The 22014-nt window shown below is 69.0% G+C and carries 24 protein-coding genes and 2 pseudogenes; 24 read left to right on the top strand and 2 right to left on the bottom strand.

Going from position 1 to position 22014, the window contains the following annotated elements; translation table 11 throughout:
- Positions 1–210: 210 nt before the first annotated feature.
- From ACWDO5_RS20555 to ACWDO5_RS20465, 19 genes and pseudogenes are all read left to right on the top strand, one after another.
- Positions 211–1062, top strand: a complete 852-nt coding sequence (locus ACWDO5_RS20555) for a hypothetical protein (protein WP_450531781.1) — start codon at positions 211–213, stop codon at positions 1060–1062.
- A 145-nt stretch (positions 1063–1207) separates the two neighbouring features.
- Positions 1208–1921 (top strand): Flp pilus assembly protein CpaB, encoded by a 714-nt coding sequence (gene cpaB, locus ACWDO5_RS20550; RefSeq protein WP_450531767.1) that lies wholly within the window; start codon positions 1208–1210, stop codon positions 1919–1921.
- 7 nt (positions 1922–1928) lie between these two features.
- Complete coding sequence (locus ACWDO5_RS20545; RefSeq protein WP_450531766.1) at positions 1929–3179, top strand: AAA family ATPase; 1251 nt, start codon at positions 1929–1931, stop codon at positions 3177–3179.
- 38 nt (positions 3180–3217) lie between these two features.
- Positions 3218–3619, top strand: a complete 402-nt coding sequence (locus tag ACWDO5_RS20540; protein ID WP_450531765.1) for a pilus assembly protein — start codon at positions 3218–3220, stop codon at positions 3617–3619.
- 3 nt (positions 3620–3622) lie between these two features.
- Positions 3623–3976 carry a TadE/TadG family type IV pilus assembly protein gene (locus ACWDO5_RS20535; RefSeq protein ID WP_450531764.1) on the top strand — a complete coding sequence of 118 codons (354 nt, stop codon included), beginning with the start codon at positions 3623–3625 and terminating at the stop codon, positions 3974–3976.
- Positions 3977–4015: 39 nt separating this feature from the next.
- Positions 4016–5356: a CpaF family protein gene (locus ACWDO5_RS20530; protein WP_450531763.1), complete on the top strand. Its 1341-nt coding sequence runs from the start codon at positions 4016–4018 to the stop codon at positions 5354–5356.
- A gap of 59 nt (positions 5357–5415) precedes the next feature.
- The gene (locus ACWDO5_RS20525; protein ID WP_450531762.1) at positions 5416–6354 is read left to right on the top strand and encodes a type II secretion system F family protein; all 939 of its coding nucleotides are present in this window, start codon (positions 5416–5418) and stop codon (positions 6352–6354) included.
- Between the two features lie 26 nt (positions 6355–6380).
- The gene (locus tag ACWDO5_RS20520; protein ID WP_450531761.1) at positions 6381–7268 is read left to right on the top strand and encodes a DUF5936 domain-containing protein; all 888 of its coding nucleotides are present in this window, start codon (positions 6381–6383) and stop codon (positions 7266–7268) included.
- A 3-nt stretch (positions 7269–7271) separates the two neighbouring features.
- Entirely contained in the window at positions 7272–8642 is a 1371-nt protein-coding gene (locus ACWDO5_RS20515; RefSeq protein WP_450531760.1) for a sensor histidine kinase, read from the top strand.
- Positions 8643–8699: 57 nt separating this feature from the next.
- The gene (locus tag ACWDO5_RS20510) at positions 8700–9692 is read left to right on the top strand and encodes a response regulator (RefSeq protein WP_450531759.1); all 993 of its coding nucleotides are present in this window, start codon (positions 8700–8702) and stop codon (positions 9690–9692) included.
- A gap of 224 nt (positions 9693–9916) precedes the next feature.
- Positions 9917–10213 (top strand): hypothetical protein, encoded by a 297-nt coding sequence (locus ACWDO5_RS20505; protein WP_450531784.1) that lies wholly within the window; start codon positions 9917–9919, stop codon positions 10211–10213.
- Positions 10214–10248: 35 nt separating this feature from the next.
- A pseudogene (locus ACWDO5_RS20500) lies at positions 10249–10818 on the top strand (pilus assembly protein TadG-related protein); the annotation flags it as partial.
- A gap of 29 nt (positions 10819–10847) precedes the next feature.
- Entirely contained in the window at positions 10848–11438 is a 591-nt protein-coding gene (locus ACWDO5_RS20495; RefSeq protein WP_450531758.1) for a hypothetical protein, read from the top strand.
- Entirely contained in the window at positions 11438–12067 is a 630-nt protein-coding gene (locus tag ACWDO5_RS20490; RefSeq protein ID WP_450531757.1) for an OmpA family protein, read from the top strand. The genes ACWDO5_RS20495 and ACWDO5_RS20490 overlap by 1 nt, the downstream gene beginning before the upstream one ends.
- 85 nt (positions 12068–12152) lie before the next feature.
- Positions 12153–13451, top strand: coding sequence for a hypothetical protein (locus ACWDO5_RS20485; protein ID WP_450531756.1), 1299 nt, complete (start codon positions 12153–12155; stop codon positions 13449–13451).
- Between the two features lie 740 nt (positions 13452–14191).
- Positions 14192–15742 carry a polymorphic toxin-type HINT domain-containing protein gene (locus ACWDO5_RS20480; protein WP_450531755.1) on the top strand — a complete coding sequence of 517 codons (1551 nt, stop codon included), beginning with the start codon at positions 14192–14194 and terminating at the stop codon, positions 15740–15742.
- On the top strand, positions 15739–16572 hold the full coding sequence (locus ACWDO5_RS20475) for a hypothetical protein (protein WP_450531754.1): 834 nt from the start codon (positions 15739–15741) through the stop codon (positions 16570–16572). The genes ACWDO5_RS20480 and ACWDO5_RS20475 overlap by 4 nt, the downstream gene beginning before the upstream one ends.
- Positions 16572–17600: a phosphotransferase gene (locus ACWDO5_RS20470; RefSeq protein WP_450531753.1), complete on the top strand. Its 1029-nt coding sequence runs from the start codon at positions 16572–16574 to the stop codon at positions 17598–17600. The genes ACWDO5_RS20475 and ACWDO5_RS20470 overlap by 1 nt, the downstream gene beginning before the upstream one ends.
- Positions 17601–17703: 103 nt before the next feature.
- The gene (locus tag ACWDO5_RS20465; RefSeq protein ID WP_450531752.1) at positions 17704–18480 is read left to right on the top strand and encodes a hypothetical protein; all 777 of its coding nucleotides are present in this window, start codon (positions 17704–17706) and stop codon (positions 18478–18480) included.
- Here the strand turns inward: ACWDO5_RS20465 and ACWDO5_RS20460 are convergent.
- A complete protein-coding gene (locus ACWDO5_RS20460) occupies positions 18473–18880 on the bottom strand; it encodes a DUF192 domain-containing protein (protein ID WP_450531751.1) in 408 nt (135 codons plus the stop codon). The genes ACWDO5_RS20465 and ACWDO5_RS20460 overlap by 8 nt on opposite strands.
- 104 nt (positions 18881–18984) lie before the next feature.
- On the opposite strand from ACWDO5_RS20460, the gene ACWDO5_RS20455 reads away from it, so the two are divergent.
- Both ACWDO5_RS20455 and ACWDO5_RS20450 read left to right on the top strand, forming a co-directional pair.
- Positions 18985–19782, top strand: coding sequence for a prepilin peptidase (locus ACWDO5_RS20455; RefSeq protein ID WP_450531750.1), 798 nt, complete (start codon positions 18985–18987; stop codon positions 19780–19782).
- Positions 19783–20194: 412 nt separating this feature from the next.
- Entirely contained in the window at positions 20195–20647 is a 453-nt protein-coding gene (locus tag ACWDO5_RS20450) for a VOC family protein (RefSeq protein WP_450531749.1), read from the top strand.
- A gap of 108 nt (positions 20648–20755) precedes the next feature.
- Here the strand turns inward: ACWDO5_RS20450 and ACWDO5_RS20445 are convergent, their stop codons facing one another.
- Positions 20756–20986, bottom strand: coding sequence for a hypothetical protein (locus tag ACWDO5_RS20445; RefSeq protein ID WP_450531748.1), 231 nt, complete (start codon positions 20984–20986; stop codon positions 20756–20758).
- 24 nt (positions 20987–21010) lie between these two features.
- On the opposite strand from ACWDO5_RS20445, the gene ACWDO5_RS20440 reads away from it, so the two are divergent.
- The 3 genes and pseudogenes from ACWDO5_RS20440 to ACWDO5_RS20430 form a co-directional block, all read left to right on the top strand.
- Positions 21011–21421 (top strand): VOC family protein, encoded by a 411-nt coding sequence (locus ACWDO5_RS20440; protein WP_450531747.1) that lies wholly within the window; start codon positions 21011–21013, stop codon positions 21419–21421.
- 14 nt (positions 21422–21435) lie between these two features.
- Positions 21436–21736, top strand: a pseudogene (locus ACWDO5_RS20435) (excinuclease ABC subunit UvrA); the annotation flags it as partial.
- Positions 21737–21779: 43 nt separating this feature from the next.
- On the top strand, positions 21780–22014 hold a 235-nt coding region (locus tag ACWDO5_RS20430; protein ID WP_450531746.1), incomplete at its 3' end, for an AraC family transcriptional regulator.

Here is a 22014-nt window from a genome sequence, read left to right as displayed (position 1 = left end):
GCCGCCGAATTCATCGGGAGGTAACGGGAGTTAACAGATGGCCGCTTCGCCCGAATTTGCCTGTGCGCAGCGTGTGCACGTTGCAGCTCTCGGTTCTGAAAGGTGTTCTCCGCCTCCTTGGACGTGGATAAAGTGCTGGAGCAGGAGCACGGAGCAGTAGGGATCTACGGGCGTCGGGACTCCGGCGGCCGGGGCGAACGGGGAACCAGCGTGCCGACCGCGATAGCTGTCACCAGCGCAGATCTGGTGCTGCCACCGACCGACCAGCAGACGCCCGCCGCGGCGCTGCTGCATTCGCCCGAAGCGCAGCCTCTGGACGCCGCCCTCGCCGACATGACCGTCCTGCTGGAGCAGCACGGGTATGTGATCGCCCTCTATCCCGCATCCATTCCCGCGGTCCACGAGCGCCGGCTGCACGTGATCCGTTCCGTTCTGGAGAGTGATCGCATCGCCCTCCTCAAGCTCGATCTGCCGCCCCTGGGCATCGCCGTGCTGGTCCGTCAAATGCGGCAGCTGTCGATCTGTGACTTCAGCGCGGGAGTCGTCGCATCCGCGGCCCGGCTGCTCTCCCATTATGTCTACGCGGGTGCACTGCTCAGCTCGGTCACCAAACTCGACCGGGTCCCCGTGAGCCTGAAGTCCCATGCCAAGTCCTGGGTGCCGGGCTCCCAGTTCGGCGTGCTGGCCAATCCCCGTCCGCAGCTCGTCAAGATCGGCAGCGGAGATCTGGCGGGGCCCGAATTCAGTACGCAACTGATCGTGGCGAGGGGCCAGTTGCAGTCGGACTGGGTGACGGGGACTCTCGCGCCCGCCTGGCGGGTTCAGAATGTGCGGGAATCCACGCTGCCCGCCGAATCCCCCCGCTGGTGGGGAACGGCCAAGGTGATCGAATTCGCCGCCTTCATTCCGGACATCTCTGTTCTTTATCAATTGGTTTCGTCCGTACGGCGAGAGGTGTGCTCCTGGTGCGGTATTCAACTGATCGGTGATCGCTGCGGGTTCTGCCTGTCCCCCCTCTCGTTCGTCGAGAACCAGACTCGCGCGCCCGGTGTCCCGAACTGAGGAACACCTACGCACGAAAGGTCGTGAGCCGCCGGCCAGGCAGTCCGCACGGGCCGCGGCGGCCAGTCGAAAGCGTGCACCAACCCGCTCCGCTCTCCCTGTCCGCTCCGTCAAGTCCACGTCTGAGAACGAGGTTGTCCCGCCCATGAATTCACGGCAGCGCCGCGGCGTCATACTTCTGCTTCTCTCGGTTCTGTGCGCCTTCGGCGCGTTCGCCGGCGTGCTTTCGGTGATCAGCGATGTGAATTCAAAGGTCGGGCCCGAGGTTGCCGCCTACCGGGTCAAGACTGATGTCGCGCCCTATACGCCCCTGGCACCGGGCCAGTTCGAGAAGATCACCATGCCCAAGCGCTGGCTCTCCCGGAGCGCGGTGACCGATCTCGACGTGATCAACGGAAAGATCGCCGTCACCCAGCTCCGCAGAGGATCCCTGCTCCAGGACGACATGATCGTGAAGCGCCCGAGCCTGGAGAGCGGCCAGCAGGAGATCGCGATCATGATCGATGCGGCGACCGGAGTCGCGGGCAAGATCAGGCCCGGCAAGCTGGTCAATATCTTCGCCACCTTCGCCGCGCAGAACGACTCCGAGGTGGACCAGTCCCGGATCATCGTCGCCAATGCCAAGGTGCTGGACGTCGGCGAGCTCACCGCTCTCGACCCGAAGAAGGGCAACGGCGACAACGGCCCCACCGAGGCCGTGCCGATCACCTTCGCCCTCAACACCACGGATGCCCAGCGCGTCGCCTACGCCGAGTCCTTCGCCGAGCACGTACGCCTTGCTTTGGTTCCCGACGGCAGCCCCACCACACTGCGCCCGGGCGACGGCAGCTACGACCTCTCCGAAGACAAGAACAAGTGAGGGCCGGATGACGACACGCATCCTCCCGGCCGTCGGTGACGCCGACGCCTCCCGATCCATTACCACCCTCCTCAGCCAGCTCCCGGACGCCGAACCGGCCTCGCCGGTCGGTGACTCGACCTCGCTGCTCGACCTCCTGGCCAGGCTGGCGGGCGAATCGCTCGACGAACTGCCCGAGGTTGTGCTGGTCCATGAGCGGATCGGGCCGGTCCCGGCCCTCGAGCTGATCCGGGAGGTGGCGCTGCGCTTTCCGGCCGTCGGAGTCGTCCTGATCACCGCTGACACAAGCCCCGGCCTCTACTCGGCGGCGATGGATTCCGGCGCCCGTGGCCTGGTGGGACTACCGCTGTCGTACGAGGAGTTGGCTCAGCGTGTCCAGGCGGCGGCCGGCTGGTCCGTCGGTGTACGCCGTCACCTGGGCCAGGGAGCCGATGCCTTCACGGGCCCCGGCGGCACCGTCGTCACAGTCAGCGGCGCGAAGGGCGGGGTCGGCACCACGGTGACCGCGATCCAGCTCGCGCTCGCCGCCCAGGCATCCGGCCACACCGTCGCGCTTGTCGACCTGGACCTGCAGGGCGGCGATGTGGCCTCGTACCTGGATGTGCAGTACCGCCGGTCCATCGTGGACCTGACCGCAATCCAGGACATCTCCCCCCGCGTGCTGCAGGACGCGCTCTTCAGCCATGACACCGGCCTCGGGCTGCTGCTCGCGCCGGACGAGGGCGAACGGGGCGAGGAGGTCAGCGACCGGCTTGTCCGCCAGATCGTCAGCGCGCTGCGCCACCGCTACGAGATCGTCGTCATCGACTGCGGCACGCATCTGAACACGGCCAACGCCGCCGCCATCGAGATGGCGGACACCACACTGCTGCTGACCACGCCGGACGTGGTGACCGTCCGGGCCACCAAGCGCATGGTCCGGCTCTGGGACCGGCTCCAGATCCGCAAGGCGGAGGAGACCGTCACCGTCGTCAACCGCCATACGCGCAATACGGAGATCCAGCCCGCACTGGTCGAGAAGATCACTTCCACCCGGGTGGCCAGGGTCTCGGTCCCCGCCAACTTCAAGGAACTTCAAGGGGTCGTCGATGCGGGCCGGTTGCAGGATTTGGAGTCCAAGTCCACGGTGAAACAAGCACTGTGGGCACTGGCGGGGGAGTTGGGGCTGGTGAAGAACGCCACCGCCGAGAAGCAGAGCAGGTTCCGCCAGGACCGCGGTTCGCTCGGCGGCGGCCGCCGCCAGGGGCGTGCGAAGTGAAGAGACACACGGCTGAGGGTGAGGGGGAACGTTGAGCCATGACGGGTCCAGGAGTACGCGCGCTTTACCGAGATCCGCGTCTGCGCGGTGACCGGGGCCAGTCCGTCATCGAATTCACGGGCATGGTCCCGATCCTTCTGGTGACGATGGTCCTGCTGTGGCAGGCCGCGCTCGTCGGCTACACCTTCGTACTCGCGGGGAACGCGGCAGACAAGGCTGCGAGCGCGGGAGCGGTGACCGACGGGAACCGCAACGCGGCATGCAATCAGGCCGGGCAGGAAGACATGCCCGGCAGCTGGTCGTACCGGATCTCCTGCCGGCCGGACGGCGATCTGCTCAAGGCGGAGGCCGACCTCGAAGTGCCGCTGCTCTTCCCGGGGGCCTTCAACCTCCCCATCACTGTCCCCGGCCGCGCCGCCGCCGCGACGGAGAGGAAGTGAGTGATGCGGAAGCAGGCAATGCGGCGGGACAGGGGCCAGGCGGTCATCGAGTACGGAGGCTGGCTCGTCCTGCTGCTCCTGGTGGCGCTGATCGCGGTCCAGGTCGGGCTGGCCGTGTACGCCGCGCAGCAGGCGGGCACGGCGGCGCGGGCCGCGGCCCGGGTGGCCTCGCAGGACCAGGCCCGGATCGGCTACGAGGAGGCGGGCCGGGCGTCGATGAGTTCCTGGCTCGACGCCGACTTCGACAAGGCCGAGGAGGGTGACGAGATCAAGATCACCGCCACAGTCGGGATTCCCTTCCTCGTCCCGGGCTTCGACTTCACCACCACCAAGAGCGCCACCATGCCCCGCGACTGACCGGCTGCACCAGGCAAGCCGTACGAGGGAGTTGAACCCATGAGCCTGCGGGCGCGCATCAACAACCCCGAGCCGACGACCGGGCACAGCGAGGAGAGCCGGCTTGTGGGGGTCTACCGCGTCAAGCTGCTCGAGGAGATCGACCTCGCCGAGATGTCGGCCCTCGCCGCGGCCGAGCGCCGGGCCCGCCTCGAGCGGGTCCTGGGCCACATCATCAGCCGCGAGGGCCCGGTGCTGTCCACCGTCGAGCGCTCCCAGCTCATCCGCAGGGTCGTCGACGAGGCGCTCGGCCTCGGCATCCTCGAACCGCTGCTCGAAGACGCCTCCATCAGCGAAATCATGGTGAACGGACCGGATCAGGTCTTCGTCGAGCGCAGCGGACGGCTGGAGCTGCTCCCGATGCGCTTCTCCTCCAACGAGCAGCTGATGCAGACCATCGAACGCATCGTCTCCACCGTCAACCGTCGGGTGGACGAGGCGAATCCGATGGTCGACGCCCGCCTGCCCAGCGGCGAGCGTGTCAACGTCATCATTCCGCCGCTCTCGCTGACAGGGCCGATCCTCACCATCCGGCGCTTCCCCAGAGCTTTCACCCTCCAGGAGATGATCGGCCTGGGCTCGCTGGACGAGCAGATCCTGATGCTGCTGGCCGGCCTGGTGCGCGCGAAGTTCAATGTGATCGTCTCCGGCGCCACCGGCACTGGGAAGACCACCCTGCTCAACGCCCTGTCGGGACTGATCCCGGACGGCGAACGCATCGTCACCATCGAGGACTCGGCCGAGCTCCAGCTCCAGCAGTCGCATGTGATCACGCTGGAGAGCCGGCCGGCCAACGTCGAGGGCAAGGGCCAGATCACCATTCGTGACCTGGTGCGCAACTCCCTGCGTATGCGGCCCGACCGCATCATCGTCGGTGAGGTCCGCGGCGGCGAAACGCTGGACATGCTCCAGGCGATGTCGACCGGCCACGACGGCTCGCTCGCCACCGTTCACGCCAACAGCGCCGAGGACGCCCTGATGCGTCTGCAGACCCTCAGCTCCATGTCCGAGGTCGAGATCCCCTTTGTGGCGATCCACGACCAGATCAACAGCGCGGTCGACGTCATCGTGCAGCTCACCAGGCACGCCGACGGCGCCCGCAAGATCACCGAAATCGCCATCGTCGACTCCTACGGCCGCGAGGACTACCGGATCGTCACGGTCTGCCGTTTCGACGCCCGGCCCATGGCCGCGGACGGCCGTATCCACGGGAAGTTCGTGTACTTCCCGCTGCCCCGCCGGATCGCCGACCGCCTCTACATGGCGAGCGAGTCGATACCCCCGGCCTTCGGCGTCGCGCACACGGAGGAGCAGCTTGCCTCACGCACATCGACGGCCTGACCGGCTCGCAGTCCACCCCCGCCCCCGTCCGCCCGCTCACACAGAAGGACCCGCCCGACATGGATAACCTCCCGCTCCTGACGATGGGTGTCACCCTGCTCGGCTGTGTGCTCGCCGTCGTCGGGGTGCATGTCTACTCCTCGGGCCAGGCCCAGCGGCAGGCCCTGCTGGAGCGGATGCAGACAGGACAGATCGCGATCGAGGGCGGCCGGCGTCGTCGTTTCAGGACCGTCGACCGACGCCTGCGCAGAACGCGCCTCGGGAAGCGGATCGAGCGCCAGATCTCGGCGACCGGCCTCGATGTGACTCCGGGCGAGTACTTCGTCTACGTGGTCGGCGCACTGCTCGCCCTGTACTTCATCGCCGGCTCGGTCTTCGCGCCCTTCTTCGGGATCATCGCGGCCGTCATCGGAGTCTGGGGAGCAGGCGGCTTCCTCAACTGGCAGCGCCAAAAGCGCACCGAGGCGTTCATCAACCAGCTGCCCGAACTCACACGCGTACTCGCCAATGCGACTCAGGCCGGCCTCGCGCTGCGGACCGCCATCAGCATGGCCGTGGACGAGCTGGACGATCCGGCCAGGGAGGAGCTGCGGCGGGTTGCCGATCAGCTGACCATCGGCCGCTCTCTGGACGACGCGCTGAACGACCTCGTCGAGCGGCTGCCCTCCCGTGAGCTGACCGTCCTCGTATCCACTCTCATCCTCTCCAACCGGGCGGGCGGCACCATCGTCTCCTCGCTGCGCAACCTCACCCAGACCCTGGAGGAGCGCAAGGAGACCCGCCGCGAGGTCACGACCCTGCTCTCCCAGGTCAAGGTGACGGCGGTGGCCGTTCCCGTTCTCGGCGTGGGCTTCTTGCTCCTTATCGACGGAATGCGGTCCGGCGCCCTCGACGACATGACAAGCGCCCTGGTCGGCAGGCTCGCCGTGATCGTCTCGGTGGCTCTCTACGCGCTCGGTTTCTTCCTCATCAACCGCCTCACTCGCGTCCGTATCTGACCCACACCGAAGGGAGGGAACACACCATGGGACTGCTGCTCGCGGCCGTCATCTCACTCGCCGTCTACGGAGCCTTCCAGGGCGTACGCATGTATCGCGCCGACGCCAAGCTTCCCGGCGACCTCGCCATCGCCCTGGAGGTCGGCGCCAGCCGCACCACAGCCACCGGATCGGCCATAGACCGTCTCGGCATGCGCTACGCGCCGTATGTGCTGCGGATGATGGGACCCAAGCGAGTCGACGCCGTCCGCCGGAAGCTGGACATGGCGGGCAACCCCGGTGGTCTGACCCTCGACCGCTACGCCGCCCGCCGCGCCGTATACGGGGGCCTCGGTTTCCTTGTGGCCCTGGGCATGCTGATGAACGGCCAGTTCGTGTTCGCCGTGCTCTTCCTCGTCTACGGCCTCGTCTGGACCGACGTCCTCATCCGCGCCGCCATCAGCAGGCGTAAGGACGACATCGAGCGGACCCTTCCCGACTTCCTCGACGTCCTGGCCGTCGTCGTCTCCGCCGGACTCGGCTTCCGGCAGGCGCTGGAGCGCGTCGCCGAGAAGTACGAAGGTCCCTGGGCCGACGAACTTCGCATCACCCTGCGTCAGATGGACATGGGCGTAGGCAGGCGCGACGCCTTCGAGCAGCTGCGCAAGCGCAATGAATCCGACCAGGTGTCGATGTTCGTCTCCGCGCTGCAGCAGGGTGAGGAGCTCGGCGCCCCGATCGTCGACACCCTCATCCAGATCGCCAACGACATGCGCAGGACCGACGCCCAGAACGCGCGCCGCAAGGCCGCCAAGGCTGTCCCGAAGGCCACGCTCATCGTCACCAGCTTCATGCTCCCCGGAACGATGATCCTGATCGTGGTCGGCTTCTACTACGCCTCCAATGTCAACTTCAACGACATCTTCGGAGGCTGAGCCATGGCTCCACGGCCGGCCAGGGCGGCATTAATCAGGACCGGGCGGACCAGGGCCGCACTGACCGGTGGCTCCGAGGCGGGCGCTCCCGAGAGTGCCCCTGGGCATGTGCCGTCGCTGCCGATCCAGGTCAACGCCCTGCAGGCGCTGTGCCGGCAGCTGTTCGGCTTCCGCCTCGCCATGACCGCGCTCGCCGCCCCGTTCGCGCTCTCGGGCGTCGACCGTGGCCTTGGCAGCTGGCTCGTGGGCGCGGCCGTCCTCGTTACCGTCATGGTGTCCTATGTGCTGCTGCGCGACTGGGAGCGGTTCGGCCCCGTGCTGCTGCGCCACCCGTCGCTGCTCGCCGTCGACATGCTGTTCGGGGCGCTGCTGCTGTTCTCGGCCTCGCCGGGTTCCACACTGACGTACGTCACCTTCTGCACCCCGCTGCTCGCCGGACTTGTGTACGGGTGGCGTGGCGCCGCGATCTTCGCACCGCTCCAGACGCTGCTCCTTGCAGCCGCCTACGCGATCAACGAGAAGATCGAGGCGGACGCCTCGGCGCTGCTGATGGTGGGCCTGTGTGTGATGGCGGGAGCCGTGGGCAGCGCGCTCCGCAGCCTCCTGCTCGGATTCGGCGCCGCATCCCAGGCGCTGACCGAGACCCGCGCGCGCCTCGCCGTCAACAGCGCGGTGGAGGAGGAACGCGCCCGGCTCGCCCGCGAGATGCACGACTCCGTCGCCAAGACGCTTTACGGCCTGGCGCTCGCGGCCGAAGGCCTGGCCGGCACGGCCGACCGGATGGACCCGCTGACCGTCAAGCACCAGGCCGAGCTGGTGGCCCGCTCGGCCCGCCGCGCCGCGACCGAGTCCCGCGAGCTGCTCTCCGATCTGCGACGCGAGTCCGGCCTGGACGGCGTCGTCGACATCATGGCCGAACTCCGCGCCAGAACCGAGGACTTCGCTCGTCGGTACGGCATGCGGGCCACCTTCCGCCGGCTCGGCGACATTCCCGTACCGACGGCGCCGCACGCCGTCGCCCGCCAGGTCCTCACCATCGCCACCGAGGCCATGGAGAATGCCCACCGGCACGGTCACCCCAGCTGTCTCGACGTCTCGGCGGGTGTCGTCGGCGACGTACTGAGGATCAGCGTGTACGACGACGGGCGGGGTCTTCCGCCCGGCATCACCCTCGACGACCTCAGACGGGCGGGCCACTTCGGCCTGGTCGGCATGGTCGAGCGGGCCGCTTCCATCGGGGCCCGCATCCGGATCGGCAGGGGCCGGGCGGCGAAAGGCACCGAAGTCCGCCTGGAACTGCCGGCGGCCGCACTCCGGCTCGTTCCCGGCATCCCCGCTCAGCCCACGCAGCACCGGACCCCGCTGCTCCACTGACCGGCTCACCGCTCCAACCCAACCAACCGTCCCCACCTTCCGAGAGGAGGCTGCAGCATGCCGGACGACATCTCCCACAGCTCGGGGCAGAACTGGGCCCAGCAGTCCCATGTCTCGCAACACACGTCCTCGCACGCCACCCCGATCAGCTCCGACCACACCACGGGTGTCCCTCTGGCCTCCGCGCCGCCCGTGACCACCGGAGAATTCCCCGCTCTGCCGGGACCGGCCGCGGTGCCGGCCGCCCCGCCTCTGCGGGTTGTCGTCGCCGACGACAACCCGGTCGTACGCGCCGGGCTGACCGTTCTGCTGCAGGGCCGCGACGACCTGGAAGTCGTCGCGGAGGCGGCCGACGGACGCCAGGCCTATGAAGCGGCCGTCCAACACCGCCCGGACGTCGTTCTGCTGGACGTTCGGATGCCGGGCGTGGACGGCATCTCGGCGCTGCCCCACCTGGTGCGGCTGGCACCGGTGCTGATGATGACGTACAGCAGGGAGAGCGAGATCGTGCACGAGGCCCTGCGCCTGGGCGCGGGTGGCTATCTCGTACACGGTGAATTCACCGCCGACCAACTCGTCGCCGCGGTACGGGACATCAAGATGGGCCGCGTCCACTTCACGCACTCCGCCTCCAGCGCACTGCTGGCGAGGGTGCGGCGGGACGGCCCGGGCGACGGAGGCGGTCAGCCGCTGCCCGACGGGCTGGGCACGGCGTTCACCGGACCCGGACACCAGCCCACCTCGCCGGAACAATTTGCTCAAGCGTCTTCGCTTACGCAAGCAAATGTGGCACATTCATCTCGGGGCCCCGGTGTAGTCGTCGGACAGCGCGGAGTGATCACTGAGCTGAGTCAGCGGGAGGTGGAGGTGATGGAACTGATTGCGTCCGGCATGACCAACCAGCAGATCGCCGCGTCCTGCTTCATCAGTCAGAAGACCGTCAAGAACCACATCAACCGCATCTTCGCCAAGTTGAATGCGGGCAGCCGCGGCGAAGCCATCGCCATCTGGCACAGCATGGCGCGAGGGGGGTCGGCGCAGCATGGCTGAGCGTGTGCAGAGCCCCTGCTCGCACGTGGCCCGCAGGGCCCACCCCATGAACTCGGATTGGGCCCCGAGTTGGGCCCTGAGGCCCATGCCTGGGGATGTGGCCCCGACGTACGTTTCTCCCGTCGAAAGCGAGACCGGCCAGGAGGAAGCCGGAAGCGTGGACGGCATCGAGGAGTCGTACGCGTCGGCCTGCCGACAGCCGGCCGAAACCGGAGGGGAACGTCATGACGGACATCGGTCTGAAGGCCGCGACACGGGTCAGGGTTTATGCGGCCGGCTGGAGGGACTCGGTCCTCGACGGCATCAAGAGCCGCAAGGACAGGGGGCAGGGGGCGATCGAGTACGTGGGCATCACCATCCTGGTGGTGGCCATCGTCGCCCTGCTGCTGCAGACCAACCTCGGTGGCGAGATCGCAGGCAAGTTCTCGGAGAAGATCCGTTCGGTCCTCAACGGCGGGGGCGGCGGCGCCGGTGGTGGGGGCGCCGGTGGTGGGGGCGCCGGTGGTGGCGGCGGACAGTAGGTCCGCCGGCTGGGTCAGACGCAGGGCAGGCCACACCGCTGTACATCACAGCGGTGGTCGGCCTGCTCTTCTTTGCGCTCGTGTACTTTGCGTTCGGCCAGGCCGACATCGCCCGCAGCGGCACCCAGACCGCAGCCGACGCCGCTGCCCTGGCGGCCGCACAGGATTCCCGGGACCAGTTGAACCTGGAGGACTTCCTCGACGATCTCGGCGGACTTCTCGACGGGAATCCGGCCGGGGCCGCTGACGGCTGCGGGGAGGCTGCACGCTTCGCCGCCAGGAACGACGCCGACAACCTCGACTGTGACGCGCTCGATGACGGACGGTGGGGCTTCACGGTGGTGTCCCGGTCCCGCAAGCCGATGGGCGACAACATTGTCGACGGCACGGAGACCCAGCACGCGGAAGCCACAGCCACAGCCGTGGTGGAGCCCCGATGCACCTTCGCGCCCGATGATTCGGCGGCGCCCCCGGGGGGCGGGGACGATCGGCCGTCCCCGGGCAAGCTCGTCTGCGACACGAAGGACTGGATCATCGATCCGGAAGAGCCGGATCTGCTTCCCGATATGGCGGACCTCTTCACCGTCCGACTGGCCGAGGACTGACCTCGAACGAGCGTGAAGGAACAGGACTGATGACGATGCGACACGTGAGGACCATGCGCCGGGCCGGGGCGGCAGCCTTGCTGTCGGCGGCCCTGACCTTTTCGCTGACCGCCTGCGGTGGCGACGGCGGCGGGTCGGAATCCAAGGAGCCGGCTTCGACGGCGCCCCAGCCCACCCAGGGAGGCGACAAGGGGTCCACTTCCTCTGACCCCGTGCCCAGCGAGCCGATCGCGACGGTCAAGGGTGATAGCGGGCTGGAGCTGTCCGTATTCGCGGCAAAGCGTGACGACGGCGGCTTCCTCACTGTGGACGGAGAGTTCAAGAACACCGGCTCCGCGGGGTTCTCCGTTCCCGTCAGTTGGTACGGGCTGGAGCAGGATGTGGCTGCCACAGGCCACTCGTTTGCGGGAATGACGCTGGTGGATTCCAAGGGCAGGAAGCGCTACTACGTGCTGCGCGATACCGACAATCGCCCGCTGACGACATACGCGTACGACGGGTACATCAAGCCCAACCAAAGCCTCTCCTTCTTTGCTCAGTTCCCGGCGCCCCCGCAGACGACCACCAAGGTCGACCTCCAGTTCCCGGGGTTCCCCAGCGCGTCGATCGAGCTCTCCTGATGAGCGCCACCACCACCCGCACCGGGCGTGTCTGCGCGCGCACGGCCGTGACCGTCCTCGCCGGCGCCCTGTCGTTCAGTCTCATGGGTGCCGCCGACGCCCTTGCCGATGAAGATCCGTATCCCACCCCCTCGGCGGCCGCCCCCGTTGAGGTCGACCCCAAGGACTCCGACCTCAAGCTCCCTGAAGGGGCGACCCTCGCCGAGCCCAAGGTCCTCGACATCAAGTCGGTCGTCGAGGAGATCGGCGGCGAGGAACGCCGTGAGGAGACCAACTCCGACATCAAGTTCGCGCTCCAGGCCGAGGTGCTCTTCGGCAAGGACAGCGCGAAGCTCTCCAGCGCGGCCAATGCCCGTATCGCCGCCATCGCCGCGGAGATCAAGAACCAGGACGCCAAGAAGGTCCGAGTCTTCGGCTTCACCGACGACCTCGGTTCCTCCGCGCACGGCGACGTGCTCTCCAAACAGCGCGCGGACGCGGTGCACAGCGTGCTGTCGCAGCAACTGAGCGCCCTGGGCATCACATACGAGATCCGTGGGTACGGCGAGCAGTTCCCCATCGCGAACAACGCGACCGAAGAAGGCCGCAAGAAGAACCGTCGGGTCGAGGTCTCCTTCCCCAGGGGTTGAGGCCGGATGTGAGCCGGTCCGCAGTGTGCCGCGGGCCGGCTCTCGCCTGTGCGGGCAGACTGGTGCGGTGCGGAGGAGCAGAGCAATGACATGTGGCAGAGCGGGAGCGGTCAGCATGCTGGGCATCTGCGCGCTCATGCTGGTCGCGAACCCGGTGGGGGCGGCAGCGCCTCCCGGTGGGCCCGAAGGCATGGTCCCCTACAAAACCGCCCCGGACGCCAAGCCGGTGCGCGGTGCCGCCTCCAGCACCGACGGCCCGAGGCTCGCGCCGGGTACGTACACCGACACGATCTCCGAGGGTGAGAAGAAGTACTACCGGGTCGAACTGGACGCGGAGTCCAACGCCTTTGTCTCGACGGTTCTCGCCCCGCCCCCCGGAAGTGTCATCGGAGCCATGGAGGGAATCCGGATCACGTTGGAGTCCACGGACGGCGTGAAATGCAGTAACAGCGTCGACGTCACGTTCAAGGGCGGCACCGCCCGCCCCATCGCCGACTACGCCACCCGTCGCATTGAGGCGAACCGGGCCTGCCAGAGCGCAGGGGACTACCTCTACAGCGTTGAGTGGATCGGCTCCGGTGGCGGTCCGGGCCCCCACCGCTGGGCCATCGAGCTGAAGTTCATGTCGGAGCCCGGGCCGAAGGCGGGGACAGTGCTGCCGTTGGCGCCGTCGACCTGGAGTTCGCAGGCCCCCGAGCCGTCCGCGGATACGCCGAAGAGCGTGAGCGGCGGCAGGGGCTTCAACGACGCTCCGGCGGTGGGGCAAGGGGCGTGGAAGGACGAACTGAGCCCCGGCGAAAGTCGCTTCTACAAGGTTCCGGTCGAATGGGGGCAACAGCTTTTCCTCGACGCGGAGTTCGCAAATTCGGTCAACGCCCAGCCGCCCCTTGTGATCGACGGACTCCGGATGGCTCTGTTCAACACCGCGCGGGGGTTCGTGAGCAGCGCGAGCGCCAACTACCAGGGCATGCCGGCTGCGATGGCACTGGGCACTGCCCCTGCCGCTTTCGCGAACCGTTCCTCGTCCCAGGCCGCTACGAGTGCGATGCGCTTCTCCGGTTGGTACTACGTGCGGGTCTCCCTCGACCGGGGGGTTGACAGTGCGCTCCCCATGACCCTGCGCATCGGAGTCGAGGGGGATCCACAGCCGGGCCCGGCATACGACGGGGACGCGACGGCCGCAGGCTTCGGGATCACGGACGAGGGGCGGGAGGCGGCTCAGGAAGGCCGCGTCGAGGACGGCAGCACTCAGAGCGCCACGCTGAAAGCCGTCGGCGTCGCCGGGATCAGCCTGGGGACGGTGCTGCTGCTCGGGCTCGGCGCGTGGACGGCCATCGGCCGCCGCGAGGCCCTTCGGGCGAAGTTGGTGCCCTGGCAGGGTTGACCCGGCCGCATGCGCGTTGCGGCCGGGCCCTTGCCTGAGGTCGGAGCAGGTGGTCCGCCCTACCGCACTCGACCCTGTCGTGCAGCCTCACCATCCCCGGTGAGCCCCACAGCGCGGCCATCGCCCGCACCGCCATCCGGTCCGCCCTCCACGCCCACGGGCTGGACTCGTACATCGACCTCGTCGTCCTCGTAGCGAGCGAACTCATCGGAACCGCCACCGAGCTGACACCTGGGGAGGACCTTTACCTCTCTCCCTCCGATACCGCTCCGGCGCACTGCGCCTCGTATGTGCAGCCTGGCGAGGGTCTCGGCGGGGGGACCCGCAGCGGGCGTCGGTCAGCATCAGCCACCCCCGGGCGCGACCGTCGCCCCGGCGGGAGGCGGACAACTCCTCGGCGAGTTCCGGCAAATGGACCAGGGCCGGGTGCCGTACGCCCTGAATGGTGCGGCGCGCCAGGGCGGAGTCCGCGGCGACCAGGGCCGCGTCGCGCGGCCCCAGGCGTATCAGCACTGACGGACTGGATAAGTCAACGGCCGCGTGCCAATTGGGACCACGGGTGGGCCCGGGGGCCCATGACCTCGGCCAGGCAGCGGCCTACCGTCGAGGCCATGTCGCCACAGGGGGTTGTGCGTCGGATTCGCCGTCAGGTGCGTCGGACTCTGCCACGCACACAGGCTCGGCTGCTGGGCCTGCGGAAGAGGCGGCCGGGCCAGTCGGGCCAGTCTGCGATCGAGTACGTGGGTCTGGTCGCGGTGGTCGTGTCGATCGTCGGGGCGCTGCTGGCAACGGGTCTCGGCCCGGCCATCGCCGAGGAGTTCAGTACCCAGGTCTGCAAGATCACCGGCGGCGAGAACTGCGGCGGCGGTGGTAACCCCGAGGCCCCGGACGACCGCGGCCCCGGCAATCCGGGCGACGGCCGCGCCGCCTCCGACGACGACGGACCAGGTGACGGCAGCAAGACGCAAACGCAGCTCGACTACGAGAAGGCCCTGAAAGAGCTTCAGAACGCCCAGGCCGCCGAGAAGTCCGATCGCGACAAAGCCATGGAGGCCGCCAAGGAACTCGCGAAGATCCTCGCCGAGGAGCTCGGCATCACCGACGCCCTCGACTGCATCACCAAGGGAGACATGGGCGCCTGCACCGAGACGCTCGTCAATGTGCTCCTCAGCCTGGTCGGCGGCGCGGTCGGGAAACTCGCCGCGAAGTACGGCGCGCCGTGGAAGTGGAAGAAAGCCGTCGAGCTCGTCAGAAAGCTCAAGAAGCATGGCGGGGATCTGTACGACGGTCTCAGGGGCCTCATCAAGAACCGCAAGCGGGTCGGGGACGCCGAGGACAAACTCGCCGACGCGAAGAGGAAGCTCGACGCTGAGAAGAAGGACAACCCCAAAGACAAGGACAAGCCGACCGCGTGTCCGGTCAGCCACAGCTTCCTGCCCGGCACTCCAGTCCTGCTCGCGGGCGGACCCAGCGTCCCGATCGAGGCGGTACGCGTGGGGGACCGGGTCGTGGCGACCGATCCGGCGAACGGTGTTACGGCGCTGCGCCGGGTCACACACACCTTCACGACGTACGACGACAAGCACTTCACCCGGCTGAGCACCCCTGTAGGCGCGGTCACGGCCACGGATACGCACCCCTTCTGGCTCACCGACGAGCAGCGGTGGGCACAAGCGGGTGGGATCGCGGCCGGTGATGAACTGCGCCTGCCGGACGGTACTCCGCTCAAGGTCACCGCGGTCTCCCGGTACACCCAGCGGCAGACCACTCACGACCTGGCGGTCTCCGGCGTCCACGCGTACTACGTGGGGATCGGGTCCGCGTACGCCCTCGTGCACAACAACGATCCCTGCAAGGAGTGGGCCGCAGATCCCGGCGTCAGGGGGCCCGCCGCCGGGAAGACGCTCAAGCCGCCGCACAAGCGTCACACCGTCGCCGGTGCGAAGAACGGCATGGTGAAGGAGAAGAACACCGTCATCCTCAAGGGGCGCGAGGCGGAGATCGATGCCGACATCAAGGCCATCGCTCAGGGCAAGGCGAAGCTCGTCGACAACGGCAGCGCGTACGAGATCAATGGCCGCAAGTACGGGGTCGAGGAGAACGGCCGGACATTCCCGATCGGGGGCGACGGGCTCGTGGAGCTGAACCGGCACGAGTACGCGGCACTCAAAGAAATCGCCAGGGCGGGTGGGAGAACGGACGTGCCGGCGTTGACGAGGAACCCGCGGTTCGCGAACAATCCAGAGATCGTTGAGAAAGCCAAGAAGATCTACGACGGGACGTACCCGTGACGGGTGACCTGTTCACGGTGGGTGTGCTCGAACCGGACGCGCTGGTGGCCGCCCTCGCCGGGGCCGTGGGTGTGAGTCCCTCCGAGGTCGATGCGACTGATGCGGACGGGGACCAGGAGACGCAAAACTGGGACGCGCCCGTGCTGTGCGCGTACACCCCGCTGCCCGGCGGCGGACTCGGTCTGCTGCTCGATGTGTACGTCGCGGAGGAGACGGCTCTGAACACCGCGCTCACCGAGCCCGAGCTGGCGCGCCGGCTCGCGGTGCGGGGCGGGACGACCGTGCTGTACCCGGCCGAGCCGTTCCCGCCGAGCGCGTACTGGGCGGTGACCCCGGACGGTCTGGTGACGCGCGCCAGGCTGGTAGACCCGGACGAGGACGGGGATCCGTACACCGTCGACGCCGTCGAGGCCGCGGTCGCGGACCTGCCCGGAGCCGAGGTGACCGTGCTGCCGGAGATCCTGCGTGAGGAGCGCATCGACCTTCCGGTGACCGACGCGTTCACGGCGGCGGTCCCGGACAGTTCCGCGGGAAGCGAGGCGGACGCCGCCCGCGTCGGGCTGGTGATCTGGGAGCGGCTGGCGCGGCGGCTGGAACGGGACTGGGCGCCGTCCGGGCATTATCGCGCGGATCTGTACGAGGAGGACCTGGCTGCGCGCGACGAGCTGGAAGTGCTCGGCTCGCGGCTGCCGGAGGCGTATGTGCAGCCCTTCCGTACGGCATTGGAGCAGCTCGACGACCTGTTCCGTACGCACACGAGTCCGGGCGAAGGCAGCGGCGCGTGGTGGCGATGTCGTCGGCCGCGGCCTGTTCCGTGGGCGGAGGGCTGATGTCGGACCCGGTGCCCTTCGGGGAGCGGCTGCGGGACGAGTTGGGTACGCCGCGCAGTGCCCGGCTCCTCGACAGCAGCCCGCGTTCCGCGGTCTGGCGGGTCGAGCTGGCGGACGGTACGCCCGCCGTGGTCAAGCAGCTCGTGGCGGGCGCGGGGGCGTCGGAGCGGTACGGGCGGGAGGTGGCCGCGCTGCGGCTTGCCGGGCGGGTTGAGCCGGCCGTTGTGCCACGGGTGCTCGGGGTGGATGCCGACGAGCGCGTACTGGTGCTGGAGTACGTCGAGCACGGGCTGCCGTGTGACGGGTGGGAGGCCGAGTACGCGGCCGGGCTCGCCCGGCTGCACGCGGCCGGTGGGGACGGGGCGGATCTGCCGCGCTGGGCCGGGCCCGATTCGGGCGACGTCGGCTCCTTTGTGGCGTTCGCGAGGGCACTCGGGGTCCACGACACGGTCGGAGCCGAGGGCGAGCTGGGCGAACTCACCCTGCGGCTGAGCAAGATGAGCGGGCGGCAGGCCCTGCTGCACGGCGATCCCTGCCCCGGCAACGATCTGCACACCGCCGACGGAATCCGCTTCATCGACTTCGAGCAGGCAAGCCTCGGCAACGGGCTCATGGAACTCGCATATCTGCGCATCGGCTTCCCGACCTGCTGGTGTGTGACCGCCGCCCCCGAACCCCTGCTGGCTCAGGCCGAAGCGGCGTACCGCACCGCCTGGCGGGCGGCGACAGGCACGGACGTCGAGGGCGATCTCGCCGATGCCTGCGCGGGGTGGCTGATCCGGGGTGACGCGCTGGTCCAGCGCGCGCACCGGGGGACCGTCGACCGGCTGGCCCGGCTCCTGGACAAGGACTGGGAGTGGGGGACGGTGAGCGCGCGCGAGCGGCTGCTGCACCGGCTCGGGGTCGTCGCGGGGATGGCCGAGGGCAGCGACGCACTGGGCGGGCTGAGTCGGCTCAGTACGGAGATGCGGCGACGCATGCTCGAACGCTGGCCCGCGCTCGGGGCGGTGCCGCGGCGCAGGCCGTAGGCGACGTGATTGGGTCCCTGGGCCCATGCGCTGGCGCGAACACGGTTGTTAGCGTGCGGCGACGGGACGGCTTCACAGCAGCGGGACGCGGGATGGGGCACGGATGAGGCAGCGTACGGCAGTGGTGGCAGCGGCCTGGACCCTCGCGATCGGGCTCACGGCCGCCTGCGGCGGGGAGGGCGGCGACAGCGACACCGCCGACAAGCCCCGGCAGAGGAAGGCCGCCACCGCGACGCCCGTCCCCGCGACGCCCGTCCCTGCGACTGACACACCCGCCGATTCCGCGCAACCTGCCGCCTCGCCCCCCAAGGCCCTCTCCCAGTCGCAGTTGGAGAAAGCCATCCTCGCCAAGGGCGACGTGCCCGGCTTCGATGTCGCACCGATGGACGCTCCGCCGCCCCAGGGCGAGAGGGCCGACAAGACCGAGTGCGCCCCGCTCACCGCCGTCATCAACGGCAGGCCCGAGCCCGTCGCCCGGGCTTCCGCGTACCGCCGGCTCACCGGTGCCAAGGACAACCGCCCAGCCGTCGCGGAATTCCTCACCACCCACGGGGTGCAGGGCGCCACGACCGCGCTCAGCCGGCTGCGCGCCGCCGTCGAGGCGTGCGAGGGGGGCTTCAAGGGGAGCGGTGGCGAGGGGCCGTCGACGTACCGGGGCACAAAGTCGCTGCCTGTCGCCGCGCAGGTGGGGGACGACGCGTTCGCCTATCAGGTCACCGGCGACTACGAGGGCGAGCCGGTGCCTCTCGTCTTCCACGTCGTACGCTCCGGCGGCACGCTGGCCACCTTCTACACCGCCAACCTCGAAGGGCCGCAGACCCCGCAGATTCCGCCCGCCCTGCTCACCGCGCAGGCGAACAAGCTCACCAAGCTCAAGTAGCGGTCGCAATACTCAGCTGTACGCCCGGGCGCACGCCCCAGCCCGCCATCGCCCCGGCCTCCGCCTCCAGCACATGCCGTGCCCGCAGCCGCGGCCTGCCGAGTCGGCCCGGCTTCATCGTGTGGACGTCGACGACTCTCAACTCGCGGTCCAGATAGGCCACATCGATGGTGAAGCGCATCCGGAAGGTGTGCACGCTGTTGCACGGGGTGAGCAGGATCGCGCCCTCGATCCCGTCCCGCCCCAGCAGCCCGCGCCGCCGCGGCCCGTACGTAGCCGCGATCTCCACCGGCACTGACTCGTCAGCCAACGATGCGTCAGTCGTCGAGGCGTCAGCCGGCGACGCGTCGGCGATCCGCAACGTCCCCGTGCCGTTGTGCCATTGACGCCGTCGACCCATGGCCGTAGACGGTAGCGTCCGGCGCATGCCGGTGGGCCCCGGATCGCCAGGATTGGGCCCCAGGGCCCATGACCGCACCCGCGGTCCCGCTTACGCTCGCTGCCGTGTACGCCACGCTGATCGCCGTCGCCGCCATCTGGGGCGCCGCCGCGGGCCTGCTCGTCCCGCGCGCCACGTACCGGCTCTCCGTCGAGCCGGAGGAGGCGTGGCGCGAGAGCTGCCCCGCCGGGCACGCGTTCACGGGGCCCGCGCGGGGCTGGCTCGGCGGGGCGCGGTGTGCGGACTGCGCCGCGGCCGTTCCCGCCCGGAAGACGGAACAGACCGCGGCAAACCGCGGCACCGAAGCGCCCACACCGCGTCTCGTTTCCCTCGTCCCCCTTGTGACCGCCGTCAGCTGCGCCGCCCTCGCCGCCGCCACCGGGCCGCGCCCCGAGCTCGCCGTCTGGCTGCTGCTCACGCCCTTCGCCGTACTGCTCGCCCTTGTCGACCGCAACGTCCAACGACTGCCCGACCAGCTGACCCTCCCACTCGCCGCCGCGGCCGCCGCGCTCCTCGGGGTCGCCGCGCTGCTCCCCGGCGACGCGGGTTCCTGGCCCGCGGCGCTGCTCGGCGGACTCGTCCTCGGCGCCGCCTACTTCGTGCTCTTTTTCGTGCACCCGGGCGGCATGGGCTTCGGCGACGTCAAACTCGCCCTCTCGCTCGGCGTCGTCCTCGGCTGGTACGGCTGGGCGGTGCTCTTCACCGGTGCCTTCGCCGGCTTTCTGCTCGGCTCGGTGTACGGACTCGGGCTCATCGTCCTGCGTCGCGCCGGCCGCAAGACCGCGATCCCCTTCGGGCCCTTCATGATCGTGGGGGCGCTTGCAGGACTGCTGCTCGGCGGTCTTGTAGCGTCTAGTTTCTGATGGCCCGTTCCACGTGTTTGTGGCCCCTGTCTGGCCCAAGGGACAGGAAAGTTGGACGCACAGGTGTGCTGGCGTTCCCTTGTTGCGATGGACGTGCCACCTCTCTCTGCTCTGCGTAGTCACTGCGTGTCATGGTGATGACCGGTCGCGGTAGCGCACGGGTGCCGGGGGTCGGTCATGCGCCAGGTGGTCGGGGCCATTTCGGTAAGCCTGCGCCAGCAGGACGGCCTGATCGAAGAGAAGCGCTGGTCGCCGCAGCTGCGTGTTGACGCTTTCCGTACCGTGGCCTCGCTGCCGCAGGGACCGCCGTGTGATCTGGTCCCGGCACGGCTCGCCGGAGCCTGGGCGGATCCGCTGTACGGGAGTGCCCTCTGGTTGCGGACGAGTCCATGTAACCAATTTAATTGGTTACATGGCATTGAGTTGGAAGCTCGTCATCGACAGCACGAACGCACCCGCCCTCGCGGACTTCTGGGCGGCGGCGCTGCACTACGAGGTAGAAGACCCCAGCGCCCTCATCGAGAGTCTGCTGGCCGCCGGACACATCGGCGAGGATGCAGTCATCGAGCACCACGGCCGCAAGAACTTCCGCGGCTACGCCGCGATCCGTCACCCCGAAGACCCGTTCGACGAGACCAGTGGCGTCGGCCACGGGCGACGGCTGCTCTTCCAGGACGTACCCGAGGGCAAGTCCGGCAAGAACCGCCTGCACTTGGACGTCCACAGCGAGCCCGGCGGCCTCGACAAGCTGGTGGCCCGGCTGGAAGACCTGGGGTCAACCCGCGTCCGCGAGGTCAACAAGGGACCTGCCGGGCACTGGTGGATCATGCAGGACCCGGAAGGCAACGAGTTCTGCGTGGCGTAGATCGGGCTGCGACCCGCTGCGGAGACGTGCCCCCCCGACGCCGGGCAGGAGGAGCCTGTGCCATCGCTTGTGCAGTCCGTACCTCGGCGATCACCTGCCCGGTGCCGGTCACTCCTCGCTGCCGTCGTCGTCGAGGTCGACGGTGTCAGGGTCGCGCAGGGCCGCAGCCCGTCGCGCGGGACGGAAGCGCTGAAGCTGTAGCGGCCCTTTGAGGTTCTTGTGCTTGAGCGGGGACAGTCGGGCGACGCGGCGCCAGGCGGTGCGCGCGACGGCGGGGATGCGACCGTGTGTGGCGAAACAGGTGGCCAGATCGATCAGGAATCGAGAAGCGCGGGTCACGGAGCCGCACCTAGCATGATCGCCATGGACATCACCATTCACACGAGCTTCCTCCCGCATGACGACCCGGACGCGTCCCTGGCCTTCTACCGTGACAGCCTCGGCTTCGAGGTCCGCAGCGACGTCGGAAACGGCAAGATGCGCTGGATCACGGTCGGCCCCGCCGACCAGCCGGGCACGTCCATCCTCCTGGCGCCGCCGGCCGCCGACCCTGGGGTCACCGAGGACGAGCGCCGCACCATCGTCGAGATGATGGCCAAGGGCACCTACGGCTGGATCCTGCTGGCCACCCGGGACCTCGACGGCACCTTCGAGAAAGTGCAGGCCGGCGACGCCGAGGTCGTCCAGGAGCCGACCGAGCAGCCGTACGGCATCCGCGACTGCGCTTTCCGCGATCCCGCGGGCAACCTGGTCCGCATCCAGGAGCTTCGCTGAGCCGTCCGGTCATCGATTCGGCCATGATGGCCGGCGTCGCGACCACCTGCGAAGAATACGGCGGCCAGCGCTTCCAGGCCGCTGTCCTCGACCACCCCCTCGGCGGCCGCACCACCGCAGAGGTGCTCGCGATGTCGGCCGCCGAGGCCGGGGCGCGCACGCCGGCCGCCCACAAGGGGCGGCGTCTACATCCTCGCCGAGCCGACCACCGGCCTCCATCCCGCCGCCGTCGAGCAGTTGCTCGGCCTGCTCGACCGGCTCGTCGACTCCGGCAAGCCGGTCATCGCCATCGAGCACCTCGCCGCCTACTCGGCAGGTAACCCAGGTGCTCGCGGACATCGATGACAGGAGTTCTCTCATGTGTCACCCCTCGTGGGGGCGCGCACGCACCGCGGCGCAGCGCCTGAGCGACCTCGCGCGACTGCGCCGCGTCCGCGACCGGATCGACCGGGAGTACGCGCAGCCGCTGGACGTCGAGGCGCTCGCCCGCGGCGTGAACATGTCCGCCGGGCACCTCAGCCGCCAGTTCCGGCTGGCCTACGGCGAGTCGCCGTACGCGTACCTGATGACGCGTCGCATCGAGCGCGCGACGG

The organism is Streptomyces sp. NPDC000880, assembly GCF_053599675.1.
The sequence above is the reverse complement of the archived record's forward strand: the minus strand, read 5'-3'. Positions and strand labels throughout refer to the sequence as shown.